Annotated in this window: 20 protein-coding genes; 3 read left to right on the forward strand and 17 right to left on the reverse strand. The window is 73.9% G+C overall.

Annotated elements, in window-relative coordinates; translation table 11 throughout:
- Positions 1-47 precede the first annotated feature (47 nt).
- The 5 genes from ACF08B_RS23275 to ACF08B_RS23295 form a co-directional block, all read right to left on the reverse strand.
- Complete coding sequence (locus ACF08B_RS23275; RefSeq protein ID WP_392319130.1) at positions 48-575, reverse strand: molybdenum cofactor biosysynthesis protein; 528 nt, start codon at positions 573-575, stop codon at positions 48-50.
- Between the two features lie 9 nt (positions 576-584).
- Positions 585-1,514 carry a hypothetical protein gene (locus ACF08B_RS23280; protein ID WP_392319131.1) on the reverse strand — a complete coding sequence of 310 codons (930 nt, stop codon included), beginning with the start codon at positions 1,512-1,514 and terminating at the stop codon, positions 585-587.
- A 319-nt stretch (positions 1,515-1,833) separates the two neighbouring features.
- On the reverse strand, positions 1,834-3,051 hold the full coding sequence (locus ACF08B_RS23285; protein ID WP_392319132.1) for a DUF2306 domain-containing protein: 1,218 nt from the start codon (positions 3,049-3,051) through the stop codon (positions 1,834-1,836).
- Positions 3,052-3,115: 64 nt separating this feature from the next.
- Positions 3,116-3,646, reverse strand: coding sequence for a PadR family transcriptional regulator (locus ACF08B_RS23290; RefSeq protein ID WP_093479912.1), 531 nt, complete (start codon positions 3,644-3,646; stop codon positions 3,116-3,118).
- Between the two features lie 115 nt (positions 3,647-3,761).
- Positions 3,762-4,589, reverse strand: coding sequence for an alpha/beta fold hydrolase (locus ACF08B_RS23295; protein WP_392319133.1), 828 nt, complete (start codon positions 4,587-4,589; stop codon positions 3,762-3,764).
- 57 nt (positions 4,590-4,646) lie between these two features.
- Between ACF08B_RS23295 and ACF08B_RS23300 the strand changes: the two genes are divergently transcribed.
- Positions 4,647-5,129: a MarR family winged helix-turn-helix transcriptional regulator gene (locus tag ACF08B_RS23300; protein WP_093695274.1), complete on the forward strand. Its 483-nt coding sequence runs from the start codon at positions 4,647-4,649 to the stop codon at positions 5,127-5,129.
- A 45-nt stretch (positions 5,130-5,174) separates the two neighbouring features.
- Here the strand turns inward: ACF08B_RS23300 and ACF08B_RS23305 are convergent, their stop codons facing one another.
- The 11 genes from ACF08B_RS23305 to ACF08B_RS23355 form a co-directional block, all read right to left on the reverse strand.
- The gene (locus tag ACF08B_RS23305) at positions 5,175-6,041 is read right to left on the reverse strand and encodes a lysozyme (RefSeq protein ID WP_392319134.1); all 867 of its coding nucleotides are present in this window, start codon (positions 6,039-6,041) and stop codon (positions 5,175-5,177) included.
- A 159-nt stretch (positions 6,042-6,200) separates the two neighbouring features.
- On the reverse strand, positions 6,201-8,057 hold the full coding sequence (locus ACF08B_RS23310; RefSeq protein ID WP_392319135.1) for a M1 family metallopeptidase: 1,857 nt from the start codon (positions 8,055-8,057) through the stop codon (positions 6,201-6,203).
- A gap of 350 nt (positions 8,058-8,407) precedes the next feature.
- Entirely contained in the window at positions 8,408-9,064 is a 657-nt protein-coding gene (locus ACF08B_RS23315) for a 1,4-alpha-glucan branching protein (protein ID WP_392319136.1), read from the reverse strand.
- A gap of 36 nt (positions 9,065-9,100) precedes the next feature.
- Complete coding sequence (locus ACF08B_RS23320; protein ID WP_392319137.1) at positions 9,101-9,772, reverse strand: spherulation-specific family 4 protein; 672 nt, start codon at positions 9,770-9,772, stop codon at positions 9,101-9,103.
- On the reverse strand, positions 9,769-10,674 hold the full coding sequence (locus ACF08B_RS23325; RefSeq protein WP_392319138.1) for an NAD-dependent epimerase/dehydratase family protein: 906 nt from the start codon (positions 10,672-10,674) through the stop codon (positions 9,769-9,771). The genes ACF08B_RS23320 and ACF08B_RS23325 overlap by 4 nt, the downstream gene beginning before the upstream one ends.
- A gap of 7 nt (positions 10,675-10,681) precedes the next feature.
- A complete protein-coding gene (locus ACF08B_RS23330; RefSeq protein WP_093479904.1) occupies positions 10,682-11,395 on the reverse strand; it encodes a nucleotidyltransferase family protein in 714 nt (237 codons plus the stop codon).
- A gap of 49 nt (positions 11,396-11,444) precedes the next feature.
- Positions 11,445-12,446 carry an SDR family NAD(P)-dependent oxidoreductase gene (locus ACF08B_RS23335; RefSeq protein WP_392319139.1) on the reverse strand — a complete coding sequence of 334 codons (1,002 nt, stop codon included), beginning with the start codon at positions 12,444-12,446 and terminating at the stop codon, positions 11,445-11,447.
- Between the two features lie 36 nt (positions 12,447-12,482).
- Complete coding sequence (locus tag ACF08B_RS23340) at positions 12,483-13,877, reverse strand: hypothetical protein (RefSeq protein WP_392319140.1); 1,395 nt, start codon at positions 13,875-13,877, stop codon at positions 12,483-12,485.
- The gene (gene pelF / locus ACF08B_RS23345; protein ID WP_392319141.1) at positions 13,874-15,382 is read right to left on the reverse strand and encodes a GT4 family glycosyltransferase PelF; all 1,509 of its coding nucleotides are present in this window, start codon (positions 15,380-15,382) and stop codon (positions 13,874-13,876) included. Before pelF ends, ACF08B_RS23340 begins: the two co-directional genes overlap by 4 nt.
- Positions 15,383-15,543: 161 nt before the next feature.
- Positions 15,544-16,023, reverse strand: a complete 480-nt coding sequence (locus tag ACF08B_RS23350; RefSeq protein WP_392319142.1) for a hypothetical protein — start codon at positions 16,021-16,023, stop codon at positions 15,544-15,546.
- A gap of 880 nt (positions 16,024-16,903) precedes the next feature.
- A complete protein-coding gene (locus ACF08B_RS23355) occupies positions 16,904-18,553 on the reverse strand; it encodes an adenosine deaminase (protein WP_392319143.1) in 1,650 nt (549 codons plus the stop codon).
- 289 nt (positions 18,554-18,842) lie between these two features.
- Between ACF08B_RS23355 and ACF08B_RS23360 the strand changes: the two genes are divergently transcribed.
- Together ACF08B_RS23360 and ACF08B_RS23365 are read left to right on the forward strand one after the other, a co-directional pair.
- The gene (locus ACF08B_RS23360) at positions 18,843-19,094 is read left to right on the forward strand and encodes a DUF5133 domain-containing protein (protein ID WP_392319144.1); all 252 of its coding nucleotides are present in this window, start codon (positions 18,843-18,845) and stop codon (positions 19,092-19,094) included.
- Between the two features lie 289 nt (positions 19,095-19,383).
- Positions 19,384-20,301: an SGNH/GDSL hydrolase family protein gene (locus ACF08B_RS23365; protein ID WP_392319145.1), complete on the forward strand. Its 918-nt coding sequence runs from the start codon at positions 19,384-19,386 to the stop codon at positions 20,299-20,301.
- 50 nt (positions 20,302-20,351) lie between these two features.
- On the opposite strand, the gene pgm is transcribed toward ACF08B_RS23365, so the two are convergent.
- Entirely contained in the window at positions 20,352-21,992 is a 1,641-nt protein-coding gene (pgm, locus tag ACF08B_RS23370; RefSeq protein WP_392319146.1) for a phosphoglucomutase (alpha-D-glucose-1,6-bisphosphate-dependent), read from the reverse strand.
- Positions 21,993-21,999: the final 7 nt, after the last annotated feature.

Below are 21,999 nucleotides of genomic sequence, written 5' to 3' on the forward strand. Positions count from 1 at the left end.
CCCTCAGCTTCGCGAACCGAGGGAGCGGGGCGCCTGAGTAGCCGTACTCATCCGCTCGTGCGTCGTGTCCCCGGGGCCGGGGCAGGTTCCCGTACGCCGAACACGGCCGGTCCCACCGCGAGGACGCCGTCGGTCAGCGGCCGGCAGCGGACTCCCCCACCGCCGCGCAGGGCGCGCTGCGCGCCGGGGCCGACGGTGGTGTCCATCCAGGCGCACGGCCGGGCCGCGCTGCGCACCGCCAGGTCGACCGGACCCGAGCCGCAGTCGAGGTAGACGGTCGCACCGATGTAGGCGTCGATGTCGACGCCGCGCAGCAGGACGTTGCGCCGGGTCCGCAGCAGGTCCGCCCCGTGCGGGCCCGGTCGCGGGATCCGTTCGGCGGCCATGAGGGTGATCGACGCGTTGCGATGGGCGGGGTGGTTGAAGTACCGGTCCCCGACGATGCCCAGTCCCGCACGCACCTCGGCGGTGCCGACCAGCTCGCCGGGCGACAGCTCGGGCATGCCGTCGCCGGGCCGGCCCGCCAGCCGGTGCACCGGGGAGACCAGCAGCTGGAGGATTTCGACGTGCGGCACGCGTCGAGCCTAACCGGCGTTCCCCAGGGCCCGGCCGCCGGTGGCGCCCCGCACCAGGAAGTGGCCGCTCGCCCCGGCCGCCAGCAGTCCGGCCACCATGGCGGCCAGGCCCAGCCCCGGCCCGGAGGACCAGTTGACGTGAGGGGTCCGGGCGGCCAGTACGACGGCCATGGCCAGGGCCGTGCAGGGCAGGGACAGCAGGGCCGCGCGGGTGCGGTCGAGGTCGTCCTCGGCGAGGGAGCCGAGGACGCCCACGCCCAGGGCGAGGGCCCAGACACCGAGGGCCTGCGCGTCCACCCGGTTGGTGTGCCAGGGGACGAAGTCGGCCCAGAAACCGGGCCGCACGAGCAGTCCGGTACCTATGCCGAGCCAGGAGGAACCGAGCACCGCGAGCGGCGGCTTCGCCCAGCCGGGCAGCGGGGTGGTCCGCGGTACGGCGGGCCCGGAGCGGGTGAGGGCCTGCCCGGCCAGGGAGACGGCCGCCGCCACGCACAGCAGACCGAGGGTGAGCAGCCAGCCGAGGCTGAACAGCACGGAGACGATCGGGCCGCCGTGGCCGATGTACAGCCGGGGTGTGTTGAGCAGGCTGACCGCGAACAGGCCGGTCAGCACCACGGCCAGGGGCAGGACGAGCGTGCGGGCCTCCTGCCAGGTGGTGGCGCGGGCGACGGCGAACAGCGCGGGCGCGGTGCCCAGCATGCCCGCGCCGACCAGTCCCGGGGTGAGCGGTTCCGGTGACGGCCAGGCGCCGAGGACGTGCCCGGTCAGGGCGACGACGGTGAGGACTCCGCCGACGAGGAGGTTGACGACCGCGACGGCGACGGCCAGCAGCGCCACCCCGGCCGACAGGGGCCGGCCGGGCGGGAGCGCGGGGAGGGCGACCGCGGGCGGGTCCTCGGAGCCCGGACTCGGTACGGCGGGCTCGGTCGGGTGGGCCATGGCGGGTTCCGTTTCCGAGAGTGGGCGGACGGGTCGGACGGGTTCGTCGATCGGGGGCCGGGGAGGCGGCGGGAGCATCCGGGCGAGGTCAGTGATCGGGGACCGAGGATGCGACCGGCGGGCCGGGGGTGCGGCGGACGGGTCGGGGGTGCGCCGGGCGGGTCGGGGCGGGCTCATTGATCGGGGGCCGAAGGTGCGGCGAGCGGACCGGGCAGGTTCGCCGACCGGTGGCCAGAGGTGCGGCAAGCGGATCCGGGCGGGCTCACCGACCGGAATCCGAACGGACCCGGCACTGCTGCCGGCGCGCGCCCGGCACCGGTCATGCCACCGGGGCCGTCGCCCGGGGCGTGGCCGGCGGGGCGGGCAGGGCGCGCCGGGTGACCTCGCGCGCGTGCATCAGGCGCAGGCTCACGACGAGGGTGGCCGCGAAGGCCGTCATGCCGCAGCCGACGGCGACGCCGGAGGTGAGCGCGGTGAACCGGCCGAGCCGCAGGCTGTGTTCGAGGACGGCGACCGCACCGGCGGACAGCACGGGCGCCAGACACAGCCCGACGAGCTGGATGCGCCACTCCTCGCGCGCCCAGGGACGGCCCGCCCGGCCCGCGCGCCGTGCGCCGAGCGCCATGACCGCGTACGCCACGGCGTAGGGGATCAGGTAGCCCGCCAGCAGCCGTAGGCCGGCCGCGCCGTACAGGGAGAGGGCGCGCACGATCCACACCAGGGCGGCCGCCCCGGCCAGATGGGCCCCGACGGTCACGGGCAGCGGGGCCCAGGAGCGGCCGAGGCCCTCGACGGTGTCCCGACGGTCCCGGGCGCGGGAGGCGAGCAGCGCGCCGAACACGACGAGCGACCCCAGGTGCATGATCGCCACCCGGTTGATCTCCGTCATCGGCAGACCGGGCAGCACCGCGGGGAGCGCGCCCCACTCGATGCGCAGCAACGGCGCGGTGAGCAGGTAGCCGTAGCACAGGAGCAGCCAGCGCTGGTGCAGGTCGGGGAAGCCGCCCACGGCCGCGAGGATGCCGAAGGTGACGCTCAGGACCGTGCCTACGAGGATCGTGGCGAGGACGATCCAGAAGGCGGTGCCGCTGAAGGCGTCCTCGGGCGCGGTGCGGGCCAGGTAGAGGCCGGCGCCCGCCATGGACGCGTAGACGGTCACCGCGAACAGGACGCCGAGTGCGCGGTGCAGGCGTACCCGGCGGCGTGCGGCGGTCAGCAGCTGCGCGGGGCCGAGCAGCATGAGCAGTCCGCCGAGCACCGAGTGCACGATCATCGGGATCAGGCTGTGCCGGTACGGGGCGACCCGGGTCGCCAGCGCGTCGGCGACGTACCGGGGCGAGACCAGCTGCCCGAGCAGCCACTCGCCGGGCGCGGGCGCACCGGGGCGTGCGTACGACCACAGTTCGGTCATCGCGATGGGCGCGTACCAGAGGCACACGACCGTCACGGACACCGCTGCGGCTCGCCGCCAGGTGCTCGTCGTCCACGGGCGCACGGCGACCCCCTGTTCGTCGGCGGCTCGGCCCGCCGTTCTCACCGAACCCCGATAGTCTTTTCTGGACTATCGGGGTTACCGACGGTAGAGCCGACCGGCGGCGAGGTCAACGGTCCGGCGCGCGTTCGTCCCGTCGGCCGACCCACTCCCAGAACTCGGTCATCATCCGCTCGTAGCGGATGCCGAACTCGAGCGCCTCCCGCTGTCCGGGGGTCAGCAACGTGCCGACACTCTCGGCCAGTTCCTCGTACTCCCCCAACGTCCGCCGGTGCTCGCCGAGTTGGCCGGGGACGAGGGCCTCGGGGTCGGCGCCGAACCACAGTTTGAGGATGCCGCGTTCACGGGCCTCGACCGGGACGAACTCGGGGTCGTCGAGCCAGTCGCGCAGGGCCCTTCTGCCCTGCTCGGTCAGAGTCAGCACCCGGCGGTTGCGCCCGCTCTCCTGCCGGACCTGGGCCAGCAGCCCGGCCGCGAGGAGCCGGTCGCACTGCGCGTAGACCTGCGCGTGCGGCACGGACCAGAAGGGCGCGACGGTACGGCCGGCCTCCACCTTCACGTCGTAGGCGCTGGCCTCCCCGAGTTTGTCGATGACGCCGAGGACCAGGTAGGACGAGGTGGTCAGCCGCAGGTCAGCCATGGTGCCGACGGTACCGCCCCCCGGACCTCACGGAGAAAGGGCCCGGCGGACAACGGTTTTGCGGGGATACACGGAGACCTGGTGCGCCCATCCCGCTCTCGTCGCCACCGTCCGGCTACGGCAACTTCTCGAGGAACGCGGCCAGTTCGGCGTTGAAACGCTCCGGGTTCTCCATGTTCGGGTAGTGCGCCGCGTCCGGGACCGTCACGCTGCGGGCGCCCGGGACGAGTTCGGTCAGCCGGGCGGCCATGGCGAGGTGGTCGGCGGAGTCCAGGGCGCCGTTGACGGCGATGAGGGGAACCTCGATGCCGGGCACGCGCTCCCAGGTCCGCGTGACGGGCACATGATGGTCGGGCTCGCCCGGAGCGTGCTTGCCCAGGGTGCCGAGGCCCGTCTCCCGGAGCAGGCGCACCACTTCGGGGTCGACGTCGGCCACGCCCCGGTGCGGGCCGGCGGCCCACCTCACGTACGCGTCGGCCCAACCTGCCAGGTCGCCGGCGGCCAGGGCGGCCTGCTGGGCGCCCGCCACCTCCAGCACCCACGGGTCCTTGAAGACGGGCTCACTGGTGCCGACCCCGCTGACCACGACCGCGCGGACCAGCTCGGGGTACTCCAGCGCGCAGTCGACGGCGATGCCGCCGCCCATGCAGAGTCCGACGAGCACGGCCGGCGCGGCGTCGAGACCCCGGAGCAGCGCGGCGAGGTCGTCGACCTGCCGGAAGGGCGAGGTCGCGTTGTCGGAGGCGCCGTGGCCGCGGGCGTCCCAGGCGATGACGCGGTGGCTCGGCGCGAAGGCCCGTAGCTGCTCCTCCCACATGCGGTGATCGGTGAAGCCGCCGTGCAGGAGGACGAGGGGGGTTCCGGTACCGGCCTCGCGGTAGGCGAGGCAGCCGTCGGCGGTCCGGAGCGAACGGACGGGCGTGGAGGCCAGATCGAGACTCATGACAACCAAGGTGTCATTTTTTGCGCACGTTGGCAACCAAGGTGTCATCCTGTTCCCATGAAGGACGACCGCAGTACCCACGCCGAACCGTCCCGGGACGAGCTGGCCGACCGCCTCACCGAGGTCTTCGACCTGGTCGGGCCGCTCTACCGGCGGGTGCACCGCAAGGTGGAGCAGGCCGCGCCGATCGAGGGTCTGTCGGTCGGTGTGCGCGCCGTGCTCGATCTGCTGCGCACCGGCGGGCCGATGACGGTCCCGCAGATGGGCCGGGCGCAGGCACTCAGCCGGCAGTTCGTGCAGCGCATGGTGAACGACGCGGCCGCTCAGGGTCTGGTGGAGAGCATCCCGAACCCCGCGCACCGCCGGTCGTCGCTGATCCGGCTCACCGACCCGGGCCTGACGGCGATCGGGGCGGTACGCGGCCGCGAGCACGAGCTGCTGCGGAAGGTGGGCGGCGACCTGACCATGGGGGACGTGGAAGCGTGTCTGCGCGTACTCGGCGCGATGCACGCGCTGTTCGAGGACGTGGACGTCGACTGAGGGTCGACCGAGGGGGCGGATCAGGGGCCGCGGACGCGCTACGGGTCAGTCGCCGGCGAAGTCGCGGAGTTCCTCCAGGGCGCCGTTGAACCGGTCGTGGTCGCCGACCGTCTTCCCGGTGGAGGTGTACTGCCACATCGTGTACGACGACCAGCCGGAGGGCAGCGTCCCCGGTGCGGAGGCGTAGCGGGCGACCCACAGCGGATTGGTCTTGCCGAAGCCGTCGTAGTCGCCGGTGCAGTCGGTCCACCAGCTGGTGGCCGTGTAGATGACCGCGTCCCTGCCGGTGCGGTCCTTGTAGCGGTTCAGGAAGTCGCGGATCCAGGTGACCATCCCGCTCTTGGACTTGCCGTAGCAGGCGTCGCCGTAGGGGTTCCACTCGATGTCCAGGACGCCGGGCAGGGTCCTGCCGTCCTTGGTCCAGCCGCCGCCGTGGTCGACGAAGTAGTCCGCCTGGGTGGCGCCGCCGGTCGTGTCCGGGGTCGCGAAGTGGTAGGCGCCGCGGACCATGCCGACGTCGTAGGCGCCGTCGTACTGCTGCTTGAAGTAGGGGTTGGTGTAGTAGGTCCCCTCCGACGCCTTCGTGTAGGCCCACTTGGTGCTGCTGTCCCACAGCGTCGGCCAGTCGACGTCGCGCTGGTGACTGGAGACGTCGACACCCTCGGTCTGGGTGGCGCGCGTGGCGGTGAGCGGGGTGTCGGTGCCGAGGGGGGCGTCGGAATCGTCGCCGGCCCCGTCGTGGGCGAGGACGCCCACGCCCATGTAGGCGCTGCCCCGCACGGGTATCTCCGGGGCGTCGGGGCCGGTGCCGGCCAGGGCGGACGGAGCGGGCAGGGTGAGGAGGAGGCCGGTCAGGGCTGCCGTGAGGGCCAGGCGTGAGCGGCTGCGGCGGAGGCGTATGGGTGATCGCACGTGTCCATCTGACCCGGGGTCGGTCGGCACCGCACTCCGGGTTCCGCCCAACGAAGCCATCCTGGTGCGTGTTTGGTCCATCCGGGTGGCTCCGGCCGGCCGGAGGAGGGCACGGGTGCCCGTCTCCGGCCGGCCGTCGCCGAGGCGGCCGCCGAAGGGTCAGCCGTCGATGCGGTGTGTGCTCCAGAAGGAGGTGAGGTCCGTGCTCGTGGCGGCCTGGGCGGCCGCCTTGAACTCGGCGGTGGTGGACACGCCGTACCAGTGGGCGGTCGCGTAGTCCTTCAGCAGCTTGGCCATGGCGGTGTCGCCGAGGACGCGCCGCAGGTCGTGCAGGGCGCACTTGCCGTAGCCGTAGACGACGGTGGAGTAGCGCGAGGAGTGGGCGTCCCAGTAGGCCATCGGGTTGGTGATCTTCTCGGCGCTCGAGGCCCAGGAGACGCTGCTCCAGCAGTTGGTGCCGGTCTTGCCGAGAGCGAGGTCGGTGGCGTAGTCGGTGAACGCCTCGTCCAGCCAGGGGCTGTTGTACTCGTCGTCACCGACGATGCCGTACCACCACTGGTGGCCGATCTCGTGGGTGAGGGCGGTGGTGCTGACGAGGTCCAGGACGAACCCGGGGTACTCCATCCCGCCGAACCAGTAGTTGTTGTCGATGACGGCGTCCAGCTCGCCGTACGGGTAGGCGCCGAAGCGGGCCGCGTGGGCGTCGACGGCGCTCTTGGCGGTGCTGAGCATCGACTGGGCGCTGGAGGAGCTGATGCCGGTGACGGAGTAGATGTTCACCGGGACACCGCCGGGCGAGGTACCGGAGATCTTGGTGAAGGGCCCGGCCCCCCAGGCGAAGTCGCGGACCTTGCTCGCGGTGGCCGTGGTGACCGTACGGCCGCTCGTGCCCGGGGTGTCGGTGGAGGTACCGGTGGCCGGGACGAGCAGGGTGCTCGGGTGGTCGAGGGTCACCTTGAAGTCGGCGGCCAGGGAGTAGAAGGACTCACCGTTGTTGGTGTAGGGGTCCAGGTGCCAGCCGGCGCCGTCGCGGACCGCGAGGACGGGCAGCGCGTTGCCGATGAAGCTGAAGGCGCCGTCGTGGCCGAAGCGGTCGGCGCCGCTCGGCACGGTGATGCCGAGGTCGAAGCCGATCGTGGCGCTCTGGCCCTGGGCGAGCGGGGCCGGCAGGGTGATCTTCAGGGCGGTGCAGGACACGGAGAGGTCGCCGGCGGTGCCGCCGGTGACGTTGCTGACCTTGATCGGCATCGAGCCGCAGGTGCCGTGGTAGTTGTCCCACAGCCGCAGGTAGAGCTCGCCGAGCGCGGTGGCGGAGGCGTTGGTGAAGGTCACGCTCTCGTGCCCGGTCCAGACGGTGCCGCTCGTGTCGCTGCTCAGGTTCACGGTGTACGAGGGGGCCGCCGGGGTGCGGGTGGAGTCGCCGGGCGGAGGCGTGGTGCCGCCGGAGGTGTCGAGGGCGACGTCGTCCAGGACGAAACTCGTCTGGAGGCTGGAGTCCTCGGTGCCGGTGAAGGACAGGCTGACGGTCTGCCCGGCGTACGACGACACGTCGATCGACTTCTGTACGTAGCCGGTGTTCTTGTCGAGGTTCGAGTAGGTGGCCAGCGTCGTGCTGCCGATCTTGGCCGTCAGCTTGTCGTAGGCGACGGACGTGGTCCGCTCGGCCGTGTCGATGTGCAGCCAGAAGGTGAGGGTGGCGGTGCTGCACCCCGCCGGGACGGTGACGCTCTGGGTGAGGGTGTCGGTGTGGGTGCTGCCGACTCCGTCCAGCCAGGCGTAGGAGCTGCCGCCGTGGGCGGTCTGCCCGGAACGGCTGGTGACGACGGTGGAGGAGGACGCGGTCCACGGTGAAGTACCGCTCTCGAAACCGCCGTTGGTGACCACCTGCGCCGGGGTGCAGGCGGCGGGGGCCGTGTCCGGCCGGGCGACGGCGGGAGTGCCGGGAAGCACGAGGGCGGCCACCGCGGCGACGGTGAGGGCACCGATGCCGAGGGCCTTGTGGGGGGTCGATCTCACACGCTACTCCTTTGCGGCGGCCGGGATCCCGGCCTGCTCGAAGGCCACCCGGCCGGCTGGGGTGCGCCGGGGCGGCCGTGGACGGTGCTTGCGCGATCGCAGTGCGGAGGAGCTGCCGCGCCCTCCTGGGGTCAGGGCGGCGGCTGCCGAAAGAGTGACAGATTTGACCGGTCCATGCCAGATGTCTCCGACGGTTCGGCGGGGACGGGAAGCGGAAGGCGCACCCGCGGATCGACACCGTCCGGCACGGAGGAACACGCCCATGGGCCGCGGCGCGGCTGTCGCCACCGGGGGGGCGCCGCCCGCCGTTTCGGTGACGGCGGGCGGCGGGGCGCGTCGGGGGTTTTCCGTCAGCGCGTGCGCAGGGTCATGAAGACCGCGCGCAGGCGGGTGTCCGCCGGGCCGCTCCAGCCGGAGGCGACATGGCCGAGGGCTCCCTGCGGCGGCGCGGGCGGGTTCTCGGCGACGGGGAGGAGGACACGGTGGACGTGCAGGGTCGAACCGCCCGGCGCGGGAAGGCGGGTGCCCTCCTCGTCGTCCACCGGCTCGGGCGCGAAGCCCGCCGGGGCGAGCGGCGCGCCCGTGCAGGAGCGGGTCACCTCGTGGTCGGGGGTGTCGGTGATGCTCTGGGCCATCGCCTGCGCCCCGCCCGCGAGAAGCGACAGCAACTCCGTGACCAGCACCGGGTCGTGGCAGCCGTCGTAGGTCCAGCGCTTGCCCAGCACGCCGTGCTCCATCGTGCCGACGAGGGCGTGCTCGGCGCCCTCCAGCGGGGCACCCCGGTAGGTGAGCGGCACCAGGTAGGCGGTCCGCTCGGGGCCCGACGTGTCGGTGACCACCAGGAACTCGATGCCCACCTCGCCCTCGGGATCGTCCAGCCGGAAGCCGCCGGACCTCTCCAGCACGGGCGCGGCCGTACCGCCGCGGTACCAGGGGCGGGTGGGCAGCCAGTCGGTGAGCAGCTCGACCTTCGTGGGCTTGACGGTGGTGCGGTGGATCAGGGCCATGCGGCGGTTCCTCCCGTTGCGCTCCTGCGGTGAGGCTCAGCCTTCCACACCCTCCCCACCCGTCAGCGCGGGACTCAACCCCGCCCAGGGATTGGGCGGTTCGCCCGTCACCGGACCGCACACCGCCGCGCCCCGCTCGCGCGCGGTGCGCACGGCGAGCGGGACGAGGACCTCCGGCACGCCGTACACCAGGTGGCAGAACCGGTCCGCCGGATGGCGCGCGGTCCACTCCGGCCGGGTGAACGCCGAGACGTACGTGCTCCAGTGCCCCTCGAAGGTGACGGTCAGGTCCGCGAGCCGGGTGTATCCGGGCGCGGGGTGGACGCCCGGGTTGAGGACCACCGTGCCCACCCCGAGCCGGCGCAGGTCCCGGACCAGGTGCCGGCAGGCGGGCAGCCCGGCCGTGGTCGCGGTGACCCGGTCGAGGAAGCAGCCGTCCGCCGCGTACCAGGCCTGGTGGCGGCGCGCGTCCTCGGTGATCGCCGCCCGGTCCCGTACGCCGTAGTCGGTGTCGACGTAGCCCAGCAGGCGGGCGCCCGCCGCGCGCAGGGAGCGGGCGGCCGCCGCGAACGCGGGGTCCGGGGTGGTGCCCGGGCCGCTCGCCGGGTTGAGGACGACCGCGTAGGTCCGGGTGGCCGCGGTGATCAGCCGGTGCCAGGCGCCGGGATCCTCGGCCGGATGCACGTACAGCGGTATCAGCAGGCTCACGCCACCCGCCCGTTCTCCACCGTGGCCGCCCACAGCGCGTCGAGGGAGTCGTCGAGACCGTGGACGGGCCGCCAGCCGAGCGCCCGTTCGGCGGCGGTGATGTCGGAGCACTGCCACGACACCCGCGCGGAACGGGCCGAGCCGCCCGTGCTCTCCTCCAACCGCCCCAGGAAGCCGGCCCGATGCGCGAGTCCGTGCACCAACTCCCGTACGGGGACGGCCACTCCCCCGCCGATGTTGAGCACCGACGGCAGGTGCCCCGGGGTGGTGACCGCGCGGGCGACCGCCCCGGCGAGGTCGCGCACGTCGACGAAGTCGCGGTACGCGGAGAGGTCTCCCAGCCGCAGCACCGCGCCGGGGTCCGCGCCGGCCGAGCGGAGCAGCAGGGCCATCCGGCCGGGCAGGCTCGCCCGCGGCGCGCCGGCGCCGACCGGGTTGCCGACCCGCAGCACCACGCCGTCCAGGGCGGCGGAGGTCACCGCGAGCGTGCCCGCCAGCTTCGTCGCGCCGTACGGGGTGACCGGCCGGGCGGGTGCGGACTCGGTGACCGGCTCGTCCGGGGTGCCGGGGCCGTACTCGGCGGCCGAGCCGAGATGCACCAGCCGGGCCGTGGGGGCCGCCTCGCGGAGCGCGGCGCAGAGCGCGGCCGGGCCGCGGGCGTTGACCTCGGCCAGGTTCACCGCGTCGCCGCCGGTGGCACCCGCACAGTTGACCACGGCGTCGGGCGCGGCCGCCGCCAGGGTCCGCACGAGCTGCTCCGGCCGGTCGGTGGCGAGGTCGGCACGGAACCCGGCGACGTCGGAGCGGCCGGCGGTGAGGATCCGCGCGCCCGGGAGGGCGCGCAGCCGGTCGGCCACGTGGCGGCCCAGATATCCGGTGCCGCCCAGGACAAGAATGCGCATGCGGGACTCAGGCTCCCTTGAGCAGCAGGGACTTGCGGCTGGTGAACTCGGCGTTGGCCCGGTCGTAGTCGTCCGGGCGGCCGATGTCGAGCCAGTAGCCGTCGAACTCGTAGGCGTGCGGCGGGTTCTGGGCGCGGAGCAGGTCGAGGACCAGTTCGTCGAAGCCCAGCGGCAGTCCCGGGGTGTAGTCGTCGAGGGTGGTGCGGCTGAGACCGTAGACGCCCATGGAGACGCGGTAGTCCATGCTCGGCTTCTCGGTGAAGGCGACGACCCGGCTCGCGTCGGTGGTGAGGACGCCGAAGTCGATGTGCACCTTGCGCGCGTACGTGGCGATGGTCAGCGGTGCGCCGGACCGTCCGTGCCGGCGCAGGACGTCGGCGTAGTCGAGGTCGGTGAGGACGTCGCCGTTCATGACCAGGAACTCCTCGGGCAGCCGGTCCCGGAGGTTGAGGAGCGGGCCCATCGTGCCGAGCGGGCTCTCCTCGGTGGCGTAGTCGATGCTCATGCCCCACTGCGAGCCGTCGCCGACGTAGGCGCGGATGATCTCGCCGAGGTGGCCTATCGCGATGGTGCAGCGGTCGAATCCCGCCGCCGAGAGCTGGCGCAGCACGATCTCCAGGATGGCGTGCTGGTCGCCGATGGGAACGAGTGGCTTGGGCAGCGCGGTGGTGTAGGGGCGCAGCCGGACGCCCTTGCCTCCCGCCAGGATCACAGCGTGCATGGGGCTCCTCCTTCGTTGACGCAAGGACACGGGGGACGTGCCGGACGGGTCAGATGTTGTAGATGCCGGTCTTGTAGCGGGCCAGGTTGGCCGGGTCGCGGAAGAACTCCACGGTGTGCGCGAGGCCCTGCTCCAGGGTGTGCGCGGGCTGCCAGCCGGTGGCCGCGGACAGCCGGCCGGCGTCGGCGACCAGCCGCATCACCTCGGAGGCGGCGGGCCGGATGCGCTCGGGGTCCTCGCGGACGTCGAGGGCGGTGTCCATCACCTTGCCGATCAGCGCGACCAGGTCGCCGACCGAGATCTCACCGCCCGTACCGGCGTTGAAGGTGCGGCCGACGACCTGTTCGCCGGGCGCGGTGCCGACGGCCAGGAAGGCCCGCGCGGTGTCCTTGACGAAGGTGAAGTCGCGGGTGGGCCTCAGATCGCCCAGGGTGAGGGTGCGCTCCCCCGCCGCGACCTGGCCGATGACGGTCGGGATGACCGCCCGCATGGACTGGCGGGGGCCGTAGGTGTTGAACGGGCGCAGGGTGACCACGGGGGTGCCGAAACTGGCGTGGTAGCTGTCGGTCAGCCGGTCCCCGCCGGCCTTCGAAGCGGCGTACGGGGACTGGGTGTTGACGGGGTGGTCCTCGGTGATCGGCACGGTCAGCGCGGTGCCGTAGGTCTCGCTGGTCGAGGTGTGCACGAGCCGGGGGGTGCCGAGGGCGCGCACGGCTTCCAGCACGTTGAGGGTGCCGGTGACGTTGGTCTCCACATAGCTGTGCGGGGCCTGGTAGGAGTACGGGATCGCGATCAGGGCGGCCAGGTGGTACGCGGTGTCGGCGCCTTCGAGGAGCCCGCGGACCGAGCCGGGATCACGGACGTCGCCGAGGACGATCTCCACCTGGTCGAGGACGTCCGGGGCCAGGGACTCCAGCCAGCCGTAGGAGGAGAAGGAGTTGTACTGGGCCATGGCTCTGACCCGGTGTCCGGAGGCCACCAGGGCCTCGGTGAGGTGGGAGCCGATGAAGCCGTCGGCTCCGGTGACGGCGGCGAGCGGTGCGGAGGTCAACTGACAGGTCCTTACGGTCGGTGTTTCGACGGGGCTTCAGGCGTGGCGGGCGGGGCGGCCGAGCAGCCGCAGCGCGCACGCCACGAGACAGAGGGCGGCGGCGCCGCAGCACAGCGGCAGTGCGGCGGCCGGACCCGGGGGCAGATGAAGCAGCGTGATCGCGCCGGCGGCGCCCGCGGCGGCCAGACAGATCGCGGCCGGTGGCCAGGCGGTTCCGAACGCCTGGAGCAGGAGCGCGGTCCACAGGGTGGCGGCGAGCGGGAGCAGGCCGGCCGGGGTGGCGCCGGTGAGGTGGGCGGCGGGCAGCAGCGGGACGAGGTACGCCAGCAGGCACAGGGCGAGGACGGCCGCCGAGCGCAGGAGGAATCCGGCGGGCGTGGCGGTCGCGCGGAGGGCCGCGACGGACAGGCCCCGGTAGCGGTACAGCAGCCATTCCGCCGGTCCCATGCTGACGGTCAGCGCGATCACCGCGTACGGCTCCCGGTGCCCCTCCAGCAGCACGAGCAGACCCGCGGCCAGCCCGAACAGCCCGTACGGCAGGGACCGCAGCAGCGGTGGCCGCCCGCCCTCCGCGGCCGGAGTGGTGAGGGGACCGCGCAGCGCGTGGCCGGTGACGGCGAGCGTGGCGCCCAGCGCCAGCAGGGTCAGCCCGGCGCGCGGCAGGGTGCCGGGTTCCCACCAGGGCAGTACGACGGCGCCCGCGACGAGCGGGGTGAGCGCGGCGAGCAGCAGCCGCTCCCGGGCCAGCACGAGCAGGACGCCGGCCGCCGCGAGGTACAGCGACTGCGCCGCCGCGGCGAGGACCACCGGAGCGCCGCCCGCTACGGGGACGGCGGTGGCCGTGGCGAGTCCCGCGCCGAGGGGCGCGCCGGTCAGCAGGGTGCGGGCGGCCTCCCTGGGGCCGGTCGTCATCCGCAGGTGGGCGCGGTGGCCGAGGCCCTGCCCCCACGCCCAGGAGACGAGGCCCGCGGCGACGAGCGCGGTGGCGTGCCGTCCGGGGTGCCACAGGGGTGCGGTCAGCAGATAGGCCAGTCCGGGGAGGGCGAACAGGACGCCGCGCAGCAGGCAGCGGACGTGGTCCGGGCGCCAGGGGTCGGCCGCTCGCGCCGGTTCCGGGAAGGTGCGGGGCACCCGCTCGTGGAGGGCGGTGGCGAGGGAGAAGAGGCCGGGGTGGCCGTAGTGCTCCCGTATCCGGTCGGCGGTCAGGCCTTCGGCCTCCAGCAGGGCCGCGACCTCGTAGGGGTGGACGGCGGGGCCGACGCGGTCGGCGAGTTCGGCGGCCAGCCGGCTCACCTCCTCCTCGTCGGGGCCCTGGCCGGGCAGGCGCAGGGTCAGGGTGCGGTCGTCGCGGAGCGCGGGCGGCTCGGCGAGCCGCAGCGCGAGGGTGTCCTGTTCGGGGCCGCCGGGTTCGAGGGCCATGGGCCCGCTCATCCGGCCAGGCTCCCCGCCGCGATCCGGAGGTCCCGCTCCTGGCCGGTGGCCGTGAACGGCTCGGTGTGCGCGGCCAGTTCGAGGTAGATCGAGCGGAAGGTGTCGATGGTCCGCCGCAGGGTGAACTGCTCGATCACACGCAGCCGGGCGGCCTCCCCCATCGCCCTGCGCCGTTCGCCGGCGCGCAGCAGTTGCAGTGCCGCCGCGGCCATGCGCGCGGGGTCGCGGGGCGGCACCACGAGGCCCGTGTCGCCGACGGCCTCCCGTACGCCGCCCACGTCGGTGGAGACCGTCGCCCTGCCGCAGGACATGGCCTCGATCAGGGTGAACGGGAAGCCCTCGCTGATGCTGGAGAGCATCACGACGTTCCCGGCCGCGTAGGCGTCCTTGATGTCGTCGACCCGCCCCTCGAAGGTGACGGCGTCCGCGTGGCCCAGTTCGGCCGCCAGCGCCTCGCAGCGCTCGCGGTACGCCTCCCCGCCGCGCGGGGTGCCGCCGAACAGCCGCAGCCGGGCCTCGGGGATCTCGGCGCGGACCAGGCCGAAGGCGCGTACGAGGGTCTCCAGGTCCTTGATCGGGTCGACCCGGCCGGCCCAGCTGAGCGTGGGCACGTCGGGTTCGGGGCCGGCCGCAGGGAACGCCGCGGGGTCCACGCCGTTGTAGACGGTGCGGATCGCCTGCGGGTCGGCGCCGCCCTGTTCCTCCCAGAGCCGGTTGTAGCGGTTGCCGGGGGTGATCAGGGCGGCCCGGCGGTAGCTCTCCTCGGCCAGCAGCCGGAAGAAGCCGAGCAGGGCCGCCTTGACCGGCCAGCGGTAGGGGGCGGTGCGGTAGCCGAGGTAGCGCTCGCGCAGGTAGACGCCGTGCTCGGTGAGCAGCAGCGGTACCTCGTACCGGTCCAGTCCGGCGAGGCCGGGCAGGACCGCGACACCCCCGCTGACCGCGTGGGCCACCCCGTGACGGGGCGGCGGCGCGGCCAGTGGGCGCAGTGCGTGTTCGAGCAGGGCGGTGGTGGTGACCGCGTCGTGCAGGGTGGGCCGGGCCTCGCGGACCGCCAGTCCCGGGCGGTTCCACACGGCGGCGAGGATGGCGACGGCCCGATCGCCGCGCAGGAACGGGCTGAGCGTGCCGTCGGCCGCGGCCCGGGCCAGGGCGTACAGCGCGGGCGCGAACTCGTCCTCGGTGTGCGGATCGAGAAGGGCGGTCAGGAAGCGTTCGTAGGCGGCGGCGAGCCGGTTGCGGGAGCGTCCGCGGGGCGGGCGGCCGTCCGGTGGCGCTCCCCACATGGGGACGGTGAGCACGTCGTGGACATGGGCGGGCAGGTCCCACACGACGGGTTCGCGCCCGGTGCCGGTGACGGCGATGACGTCGAAGTCGAGGTCGGGCATGCCCTGGACGAGTTGGTCGCACCAGACGCTGACGCCGCCGTGACTGTGCGGATAGGTGCCTTCGGTGAGCAGGGTGACGTGCGCGGCGCCATGGCGGCGCGCGCCGGGATGAACATGCATGGCTGTTGTGCTCCACGGCCGAGGTGTGGGGTGGTCGTGTGGGCGCCGGCAGCGATCGGGCGGCCGGGATCCGGGCCAGTGCGTCCCGTGTCGGGAGCGACCGGGCGGGCCCTGGGATCGGTGCGCTGATCAGTTGTCGGGCGCGTACGGGACCGGTGCGGTCACGCCCTTCGGGCCTTCGGTGCGGGTGCCGGGACGGTGGCGGCCTCGGGTGTGGCCGTGGCGGCGGGCGGCAGGAGGCGGGTGGGCCCGCTGCCGTGGAAGGCGGTCCGGCCGGGCCGTTCGCCCGGGTGGGCGCGGCCGGGGACGGTCGCGGCCGGGTTGCCGCCGGGTGGGACGGCGGTGCGGCGCGTCGCCCCGGTCCGGCCGTCGGCGGTGTCCGTGCGGCGGACGACGTCGGGGGTGGGGCGGTCGGAGTGGGCGAGGCCGGACCGGGTGGGGCGGGCCGTCGCGTACGGCGTGCCGGTGGCGCCGGGTCCGCCTGCCGTGGTCTCGGTGGCCGGGCCGCCGTCGCTCACTTCCGCAACTCCGCGGCCGGCTCGCGGCGCGCCGGTGTCGGCCTGCGCCGGACCGGCCTGGCGGCCGAGCGCGGCGTCGAGCACGCCCACCGTCGGCACGGTGGTGCGTAAGGTCCGCTGCATGCGGTGAAGTCCCCTCCCCGGGCAGGGGTGAGCGCGCTCCCGTGGAGCGGACGCACCCCTTGCGCGACGCCGGCGTTCCCCCTCAGAAGCCGGTCGTCGACGCATCCGTCGCGTCACATGGTGATGGCTCTGTGTAGCTTTTGTGGGCGTCGGACGAAAGCTGACGGAAAAGTGCAGCTGTCCGGAGGCGTCCCGAAGCAACCCGTAGAGCCTGATTTCCCGCGGCCGGCGCGACGGCCGTGAGGGACGGCGGACGACGAACCGCTGGTCCGGCCGCCGAACGGGGACCGAGAGGGCAACGTCGGTCCGTCGGGCGGGACTTCGGTGATCGACTGCCGGGATCGGCTGCCGCGAGAAGGGCGATTTTCAGCCACCGAATTACGGAATCAAGCCTTCCGCCGGACGCGGGGCGCGCCCGTCCCGGGCACGTCGTGCCGACGGGCGGCTCGGCAGGGCAGTGGCGGTTCGGGTGGCGAAGGGGGGCGGGAGGGAAGCGCCCGCGCCGGGCCGTGGGAGCGCCCCGCCGGGACGGCCCCGTCACCCTCCGAACGTGCGTTCCACCTCGGCGTCTTCGGGCTCGCGCGGGCGTGTCGCCCGCAGCCGGACGGCGGCACCGGATGCCGCGTCGGCCCCGCACCGGGCCTCCCGGAGCACGGTGCGGGCACGGCTCCGCGACGGCCCGCGAGCGCGGCGGTACCGGTGCGGGCGAAGCAGGACCGCGTCGACGGAACGGGGGCTACCGGTTGTGCTGTTGGTTGGTTCTTGGCCACAGGCCCGCGGTCTACCGATAGCCCCTCGACGGCCTGCTCCCGCCTCCTCGAACATGACGGTGGGCCGGGGCGGGCCGCTGTCGGCCCGCCCCGGCCCACCGGCCGCGAGCTCAGTGCGCCTTGCGGGTGTGCGCCTGCTCGAAGGCGGCGAAGGCGGCCTCCTGACGCCATTCGAGCCGGGCCCTGGGGCTGTCCACGAGGAGGTGCCGGCAGGCCGCCCCGCGCACGGGCAGGCCCGGACGTTCCCCGCGGCAGGCCGCCACCGGCCGGTAGCCGTCGGCGGTGGGGTTGCCCCGCCACAGGTCGGCGCCGGGCAGGAAGCCGTACGCCAGCGAGGCTCGGGCCAGGTCCTTCAGCTCGGGATAGCCGAGCCCGTAGGTACCGGCGGCGTACTGGTACTCGTGGGCGATGTCGATACGGGACACACCGGGGTCGTCGGTGGCGAGGACGACCGGGACGCCGTAGCGGCGGTAGGTGGTGAAGGGGTGGTCGGCGCCCTTGACGCCGAGGATCTGGGCGTTGCTGGAGAAGGGCACCTCGACGGCGATCCGGCGGGCCGCCATGGTGCGCGCGGTCTGCTGCCAGTCGTCCTCGTGGACGAGGTCCACGCCGTGTCCGACGCGGTCGGTGCGGGCGACCCGCACGGCCTCCCGGATGTGGAACCGGAGATCTTCGGGTTTGACCAGACCCGGCCACAACTCGCCCGCGTGCAGGCTGACATGGGCTTTCGGGTACTGGGTGCGCAGGTAGCCGACCATGCGCATCTGCAGACTGTAGTCCCGCAGGGAGCTGTCCCAGTCCTCGGGCTGGACCAGGTTGACCGCGACGAAGCGCGGATCGGCCTCGGCCAGCCGCATGCCCAGGGCGAGCTGCGTGAAGACGCGTTCCGGCGAACTGCCGCGCGACGCCTGGGAGATCCAGCGGACGACGAGACCGCAGGCCGGCCGGGCCTGCGGGGTTCCGCAGTGCTCGGCGGCGCGGAACTCGGCGTCGCCGTCGTCGGCCTCCTTGCGCGCGTCGGCGACGAGCCCGTCCAGCCTGCCGCCCGCGAGCAGCTTGCGGTGCAGGGCGGCGAGGTCGTCGTCCCAGCCGACCTCGGCGGCGAGGTTCCTCGCTCCGTCGGAGGCGGGGGTGACCATCGTCTCGAGGTAGAACTGGTTGTCGCGTACGACGGTGTCGGCGACGTTCGCGAGGAGCTTGCCCCGGTGCCGCCAGGTGACCTCGCCGAACTTGCCGAAGGTGTCGAAGAAGTGGTCGTGGCCGCTCCGGCCGGGCGGGAAGTCCTCCATGGACCAGGCGCGGACGAGGGCGTCGTGGAAGGCGCGGTCCGTACGCGCGTCGGCGGCGGGGCGGGTGCCCGTGCCGCAGGGTGGGGCGACGGCGGTCAGGGTGGCGGTGTCGACGCACAGCCCGTCCTCGGCGGCCAGTTCGATCAGATACTCCGTGGACACCGCGCCGGACAGGTGGTTGTGCAGGTCCCCGCCCTTGGGCAGCTGCCGGAAGAAGTCGCGCAGGGCCGCGGGCCGGTCGTGCACGGACCGGAGGTAGGCGTCGGTGCGCGCCTCCGCGACCGTGACCGGCCGGGGCGCGAGCGCGGCGGGCCGGACGTCCGGGCGCGCCGGTCGTGCGGCGGCGGGCAGGGCGGACACCAGCGAAAGGACACTGAGGGTGCCGAGCGCGGCGGGAACGACCCGGCGGCGCACGGCCCTTCGACGTTGCAGAGTCACAGGGGCATGATCGGGGACGGAGCAGGGCCGCATCGTTTCTCCCGGTGGGCGTCGGCCCGAGAGCACCCGACCGGGTGACCTGCGGCTCGGGCGGACAGGTGTACCGCCGCCCTCCGCGGCCCCGCCGGGCCGGCACCGCGCCGCCCCGGCGCGTGCACGTACGCCCAGGAGCCGCGCACCGGCAGCCGGAAGGCGTCCTGCCGAGGCCGGAGAGGACCGTGGGATCCGGGATGCATGCGGGACGCGGCGGCGGGTATTCGCGCTGCGACTTCGCACCACGGCGAGGCATGGCAAGACGGCAAGACACCAGGAGGCGGCTCCCATGCTGATGGCACACCCCGCGGTACTCGAGGACCTCATCGCCCAGTACGAGGCCCTGTCACTGCTCGGGGCCGAGGAGAGCACACCGCAGGCACGGCAGCGGCTCGCCGACATCTCCTACTCGCTGTGCGTCGCCACCGGCACCAAGGACGTGGACATGGCCGTCATCGCGGCCCGCCACCGCCTGTCCGGGGCCCGCCCGGAGGACGACTCCCTGGTCCGGCCGGCCGGCGCGGCGGAACCCGCGGCCTGAGCGCACCGGGAGGGGCACACCGGCCGGCACCTGGACCGCCGGTGTGCCCCTCCGTACCGGCGGTCCACCTCCCCGGACCGCCGGTGTGCCGCCCCGCGCCGCACGGGACGCCGCCACCCGCCCGGCGGCCGACCGCTCCACCACCCGGTCGCCGCCACCCCCTCGAAGTCGTTGCGTCCCGCTTCTGGTCGGCAAGACCTACCGGACGGTATACAGACCCAGTCGAACGCGCGGGGGCCGCACTGCGGTGCCGCCCGTGTGCGATGTACCGGGCTCAGGGGGAGGATCCATGGCGAACGACACACGTCCGGCGGGCGGGGCGAGAAGCCGGCGGCGGGCCACCGTACTGGGAGCGGCCCTGGGCGGCTGCGCCCTGGTCGCGACCGCCGCGGTGCCGGCCGCCGCGCACCCCGTCGGCCACGGCCGGCAGACCGGCTACGTCGCCCTCGGCGACTCCTACACCTCGGGGCCCGGCATTCCGCAGCAGGTGGACGCCGACTGCGCGCGCTCCGACCACAACTACCCCTCCCTCGTGGCGGCACAGCGGCGGGTGACCAGCTTCACGGACGTCAGCTGCGGCGGGGCCACGACGGCGGAGATGTGGCAGGCACAGGGCACCAACGGGCCCCAACTCGACGCGCTGCGACGGGACACGGACCTGGTCACACTCCAGATCGGCGGCAACGACGTCGGCTTCGGCTCCATCATCGGCACCTGCGCGCGCCTCGGCGTCCAGGACCCGGCGGGCAACCCGTGCGAGCGCTCCTACAAGGCGGCGGGCTACGACCAGTTGGCCCTCGCGATCCTGCGGACCGCGCCGAAGGTGGACCGGGTGCTGCGGGCCGTGCACGCGCGGGCGCCGCACGCACGGGTGGTCGTCGTCGGCTACCCGGACCTGCTCCCCGACGACGGCAGCGGCTGCTTCCCGCAGGTGCCCTTCGCGCAGAAGGACTTCCCCTATCTGCGGGACACCGAGAAGCGGCTGAACCTGATGCTGCGCGTGGTGGCCGGCGTGAACCGCGCCGAGTACGTCGACACCTATCGCCCCACGGCCGGCCACGACATGTGCAAGGCGCCCGCCGACCGCTGGATCGAACCGCTGCAGCCCGCCTCCCCCGCCGCTCCGGCCCACCCCAACGCCAAGGGCGAGGCGGCGATGGCGACGGCGGTGCTGGACCGGCTGGACGGGGGCCGCGGGCGCGGCTGACGGCCGGGCGGCCTCCGTGCCCTCGGGACGGAGGCCGCCGTACGGTTCGCTCAGCCGCCGAGCGCCCCCAGCACCACCGCCTGGGCCTCCTCCTGCACCCGGGCGAGGTGCTCGGGGCCGAGGAAAGACTCGGCGTACACCTTGTAGACGTCCTCGGTGCCCGAGGGGCGGGCCGCGAACCAGGCGTTCTCGGTGCCGACCTTGATGCCGCCGATGGCGGCCCCGTTGCCGGGCGCCTCGGTGAGGACGGAGGTGACGGCCTCGCCGGCCAGCGTGTCCGCGGTGACCTGGGCCGGTGACAACTTGCCCAGCAGGGCCTTCTGTTCACGGGTCGCGGGAGCGTCGATGCGGGCGTAGGCGGGCTCGCCGAAACGGGTGGTCAGGTCGGCGTAGTGCTCGGACGGGGTGCGGTCGGTCACCGCCGTGATCTCGGAGGCGAGCAGGGCCAGGATGATGCCGTCCTTGTCGGTGGTCCACACCGAGCCGTCCCGGCGGAGGAAGGACGCGCCGGCCGACTCCTCGCCGCCGAAGCCCAGGGCGCCGCTGACGAGACCGTCCACGAACCACTTGAACCCGACCGGCACTTCCACCAGTTGCCGGCCGAGGTCGGCGGCGACCCGGTCGATCATCGTGGAGGAGACGAGGGTCTTGCCGATGCCCGCCTCGGCGGGCCACCGCTCGCGGTTCCGGTAGAGGTAGGAGATGGCGACGGCGAGGTAGTGGTTGGGGTTCATCAGGCCCGCGTCCGGGGTGACGATGCCGTGCCGGTCGGCGTCGGCGTCGTTGCCGGTGGCGATGCGGAAGCGGTCGCGCTGCTCGATGAGGGAGGCCATCGCGTACGGCGACGAGCAGTCCATGCGGATCTGGCCGTCCCAGTCCAGCGTCATGAACCGCCAGGTGGGGTCGGTGTGCGGATTGACCACCGTGAGGTCGATGCGGTGCTGTTCGGCGATCCGCCCCCAGTAGGCGACGGAGGCGCCGCCGAGCGGGTCGGCGCCGATGCGGACGCCGGCCGCGCGGATCGCGTCCAGGTCGAGCACGCTCGGCAGGTCGCCGACGTACGCGCCGAGGAAGTCGTACCGGCCGGTCGTGTCGGCGGCGAGCGCGCGGGTGTACGGCAGACGGTGTACGTCCTTCAGGCCGTCCGCGATGATCTGGTTGGCGCGGTCCTGGATCCAGGAGGTGGCGTCGGAGGCCGCCGGGCCGCCGCTCGGGGGGTTGTACTTGAAACCGCCGTCGGCCGGCGGGTTGTGCGAGGGGGTGACGACCACCCCGTCCGCCAGGCCCGAGGTGCGGCCCCGGTTGTACGTGAGGATCGCGTGCGAGACGGCCGGGGTGGGCGTGTAGCCGTCCTCGCTGTCGACGAGGACGGTGACGCCGTTGGCGGCGAACACCTCCAGCGCGGTGACCTTCGCGGGCTCCGACAGGGCATGGCTGTCGGCGCCCAGGAAGAGGGGGCCGTCGGTGCCCTGGTCCGCGCGGTACTCGCAGATGGCCTGGCTGGTGGCGGCGATGTGGTCCTCGTTGAACGCGGTCGCCAGGGACGAACCCCGGTGCCCCGAGGTACCGAACGCCACTCGCTGGGCCGGGTCGGCCGGGTCCGGGTGCAGGGCGTAGTACGCGGTGACCAGCCGGGCCACGTCGACAAGGTCCTCGGGACCGGCCGGCCGGCCGGCTCGCTCGTGCGGCATGAGTTTC

Origin of the sequence: Streptomyces sp. NPDC015139, assembly GCF_043079785.1 — a bacterium.
Taxonomy (GTDB): domain Bacteria; phylum Actinomycetota; class Actinomycetes; order Streptomycetales; family Streptomycetaceae; genus Streptomyces; species Streptomyces albidocamelliae.

What these genes read in the sequence shown, in the direction of transcription:
- ACF08B_RS23280 (WP_392319131.1), bottom strand. Translation starts at nt 1,514, where the DNA reads ATGGCCCACCCGACCGAGCCCGCCGTACCGAGTCCGGGCTCCGAGGAC.
- ACF08B_RS23290 (WP_093479912.1), bottom strand. Translation starts at nt 3,646, where the DNA reads ATGGCTGACCTGCGGCTGACCACCTCGTCCTACCTGGTCCTCGGCGTC.
- ACF08B_RS23295 (WP_392319133.1), bottom strand. Translation starts at nt 4,589, where the DNA reads ATGAGTCTCGATCTGGCCTCCACGCCCGTCCGTTCGCTCCGGACCGCC.
- ACF08B_RS23300 (WP_093695274.1), top strand. Translation starts at nt 4,647, where the DNA reads ATGAAGGACGACCGCAGTACCCACGCCGAACCGTCCCGGGACGAGCTG.
- ACF08B_RS23315 (WP_392319136.1), bottom strand. Translation starts at nt 9,064, where the DNA reads ATGGCCCTGATCCACCGCACCACCGTCAAGCCCACGAAGGTCGAGCTG.
- ACF08B_RS23325 (WP_392319138.1), bottom strand. Translation starts at nt 10,674, where the DNA reads ATGCGCATTCTTGTCCTGGGCGGCACCGGATATCTGGGCCGCCACGTG.
- ACF08B_RS23330 (WP_093479904.1), bottom strand. Translation starts at nt 11,395, where the DNA reads ATGCACGCTGTGATCCTGGCGGGAGGCAAGGGCGTCCGGCTGCGCCCC.
- ACF08B_RS23340 (WP_392319140.1), bottom strand. Translation starts at nt 13,877, where the DNA reads ATGAGCGGGCCCATGGCCCTCGAACCCGGCGGCCCCGAACAGGACACC.
- pelF (WP_392319141.1), bottom strand. Translation starts at nt 15,382, where the DNA reads ATGCATGTTCATCCCGGCGCGCGCCGCCATGGCGCCGCGCACGTCACC.
- ACF08B_RS23350 (WP_392319142.1), bottom strand. Translation starts at nt 16,023, where the DNA reads ATGCAGCGGACCTTACGCACCACCGTGCCGACGGTGGGCGTGCTCGAC.
- ACF08B_RS23355 (WP_392319143.1), bottom strand. Translation starts at nt 18,553, where the DNA reads ATGCGGCCCTGCTCCGTCCCCGATCATGCCCCTGTGACTCTGCAACGT.
- ACF08B_RS23360 (WP_392319144.1), top strand. Translation starts at nt 18,843, where the DNA reads ATGCTGATGGCACACCCCGCGGTACTCGAGGACCTCATCGCCCAGTAC.
- ACF08B_RS23365 (WP_392319145.1), top strand. Translation starts at nt 19,384, where the DNA reads ATGGCGAACGACACACGTCCGGCGGGCGGGGCGAGAAGCCGGCGGCGG.
- pgm (WP_392319146.1), bottom strand. Translation starts at nt 21,992, where the DNA reads ATGCCGCACGAGCGAGCCGGCCGGCCGGCCGGTCCCGAGGACCTTGTC.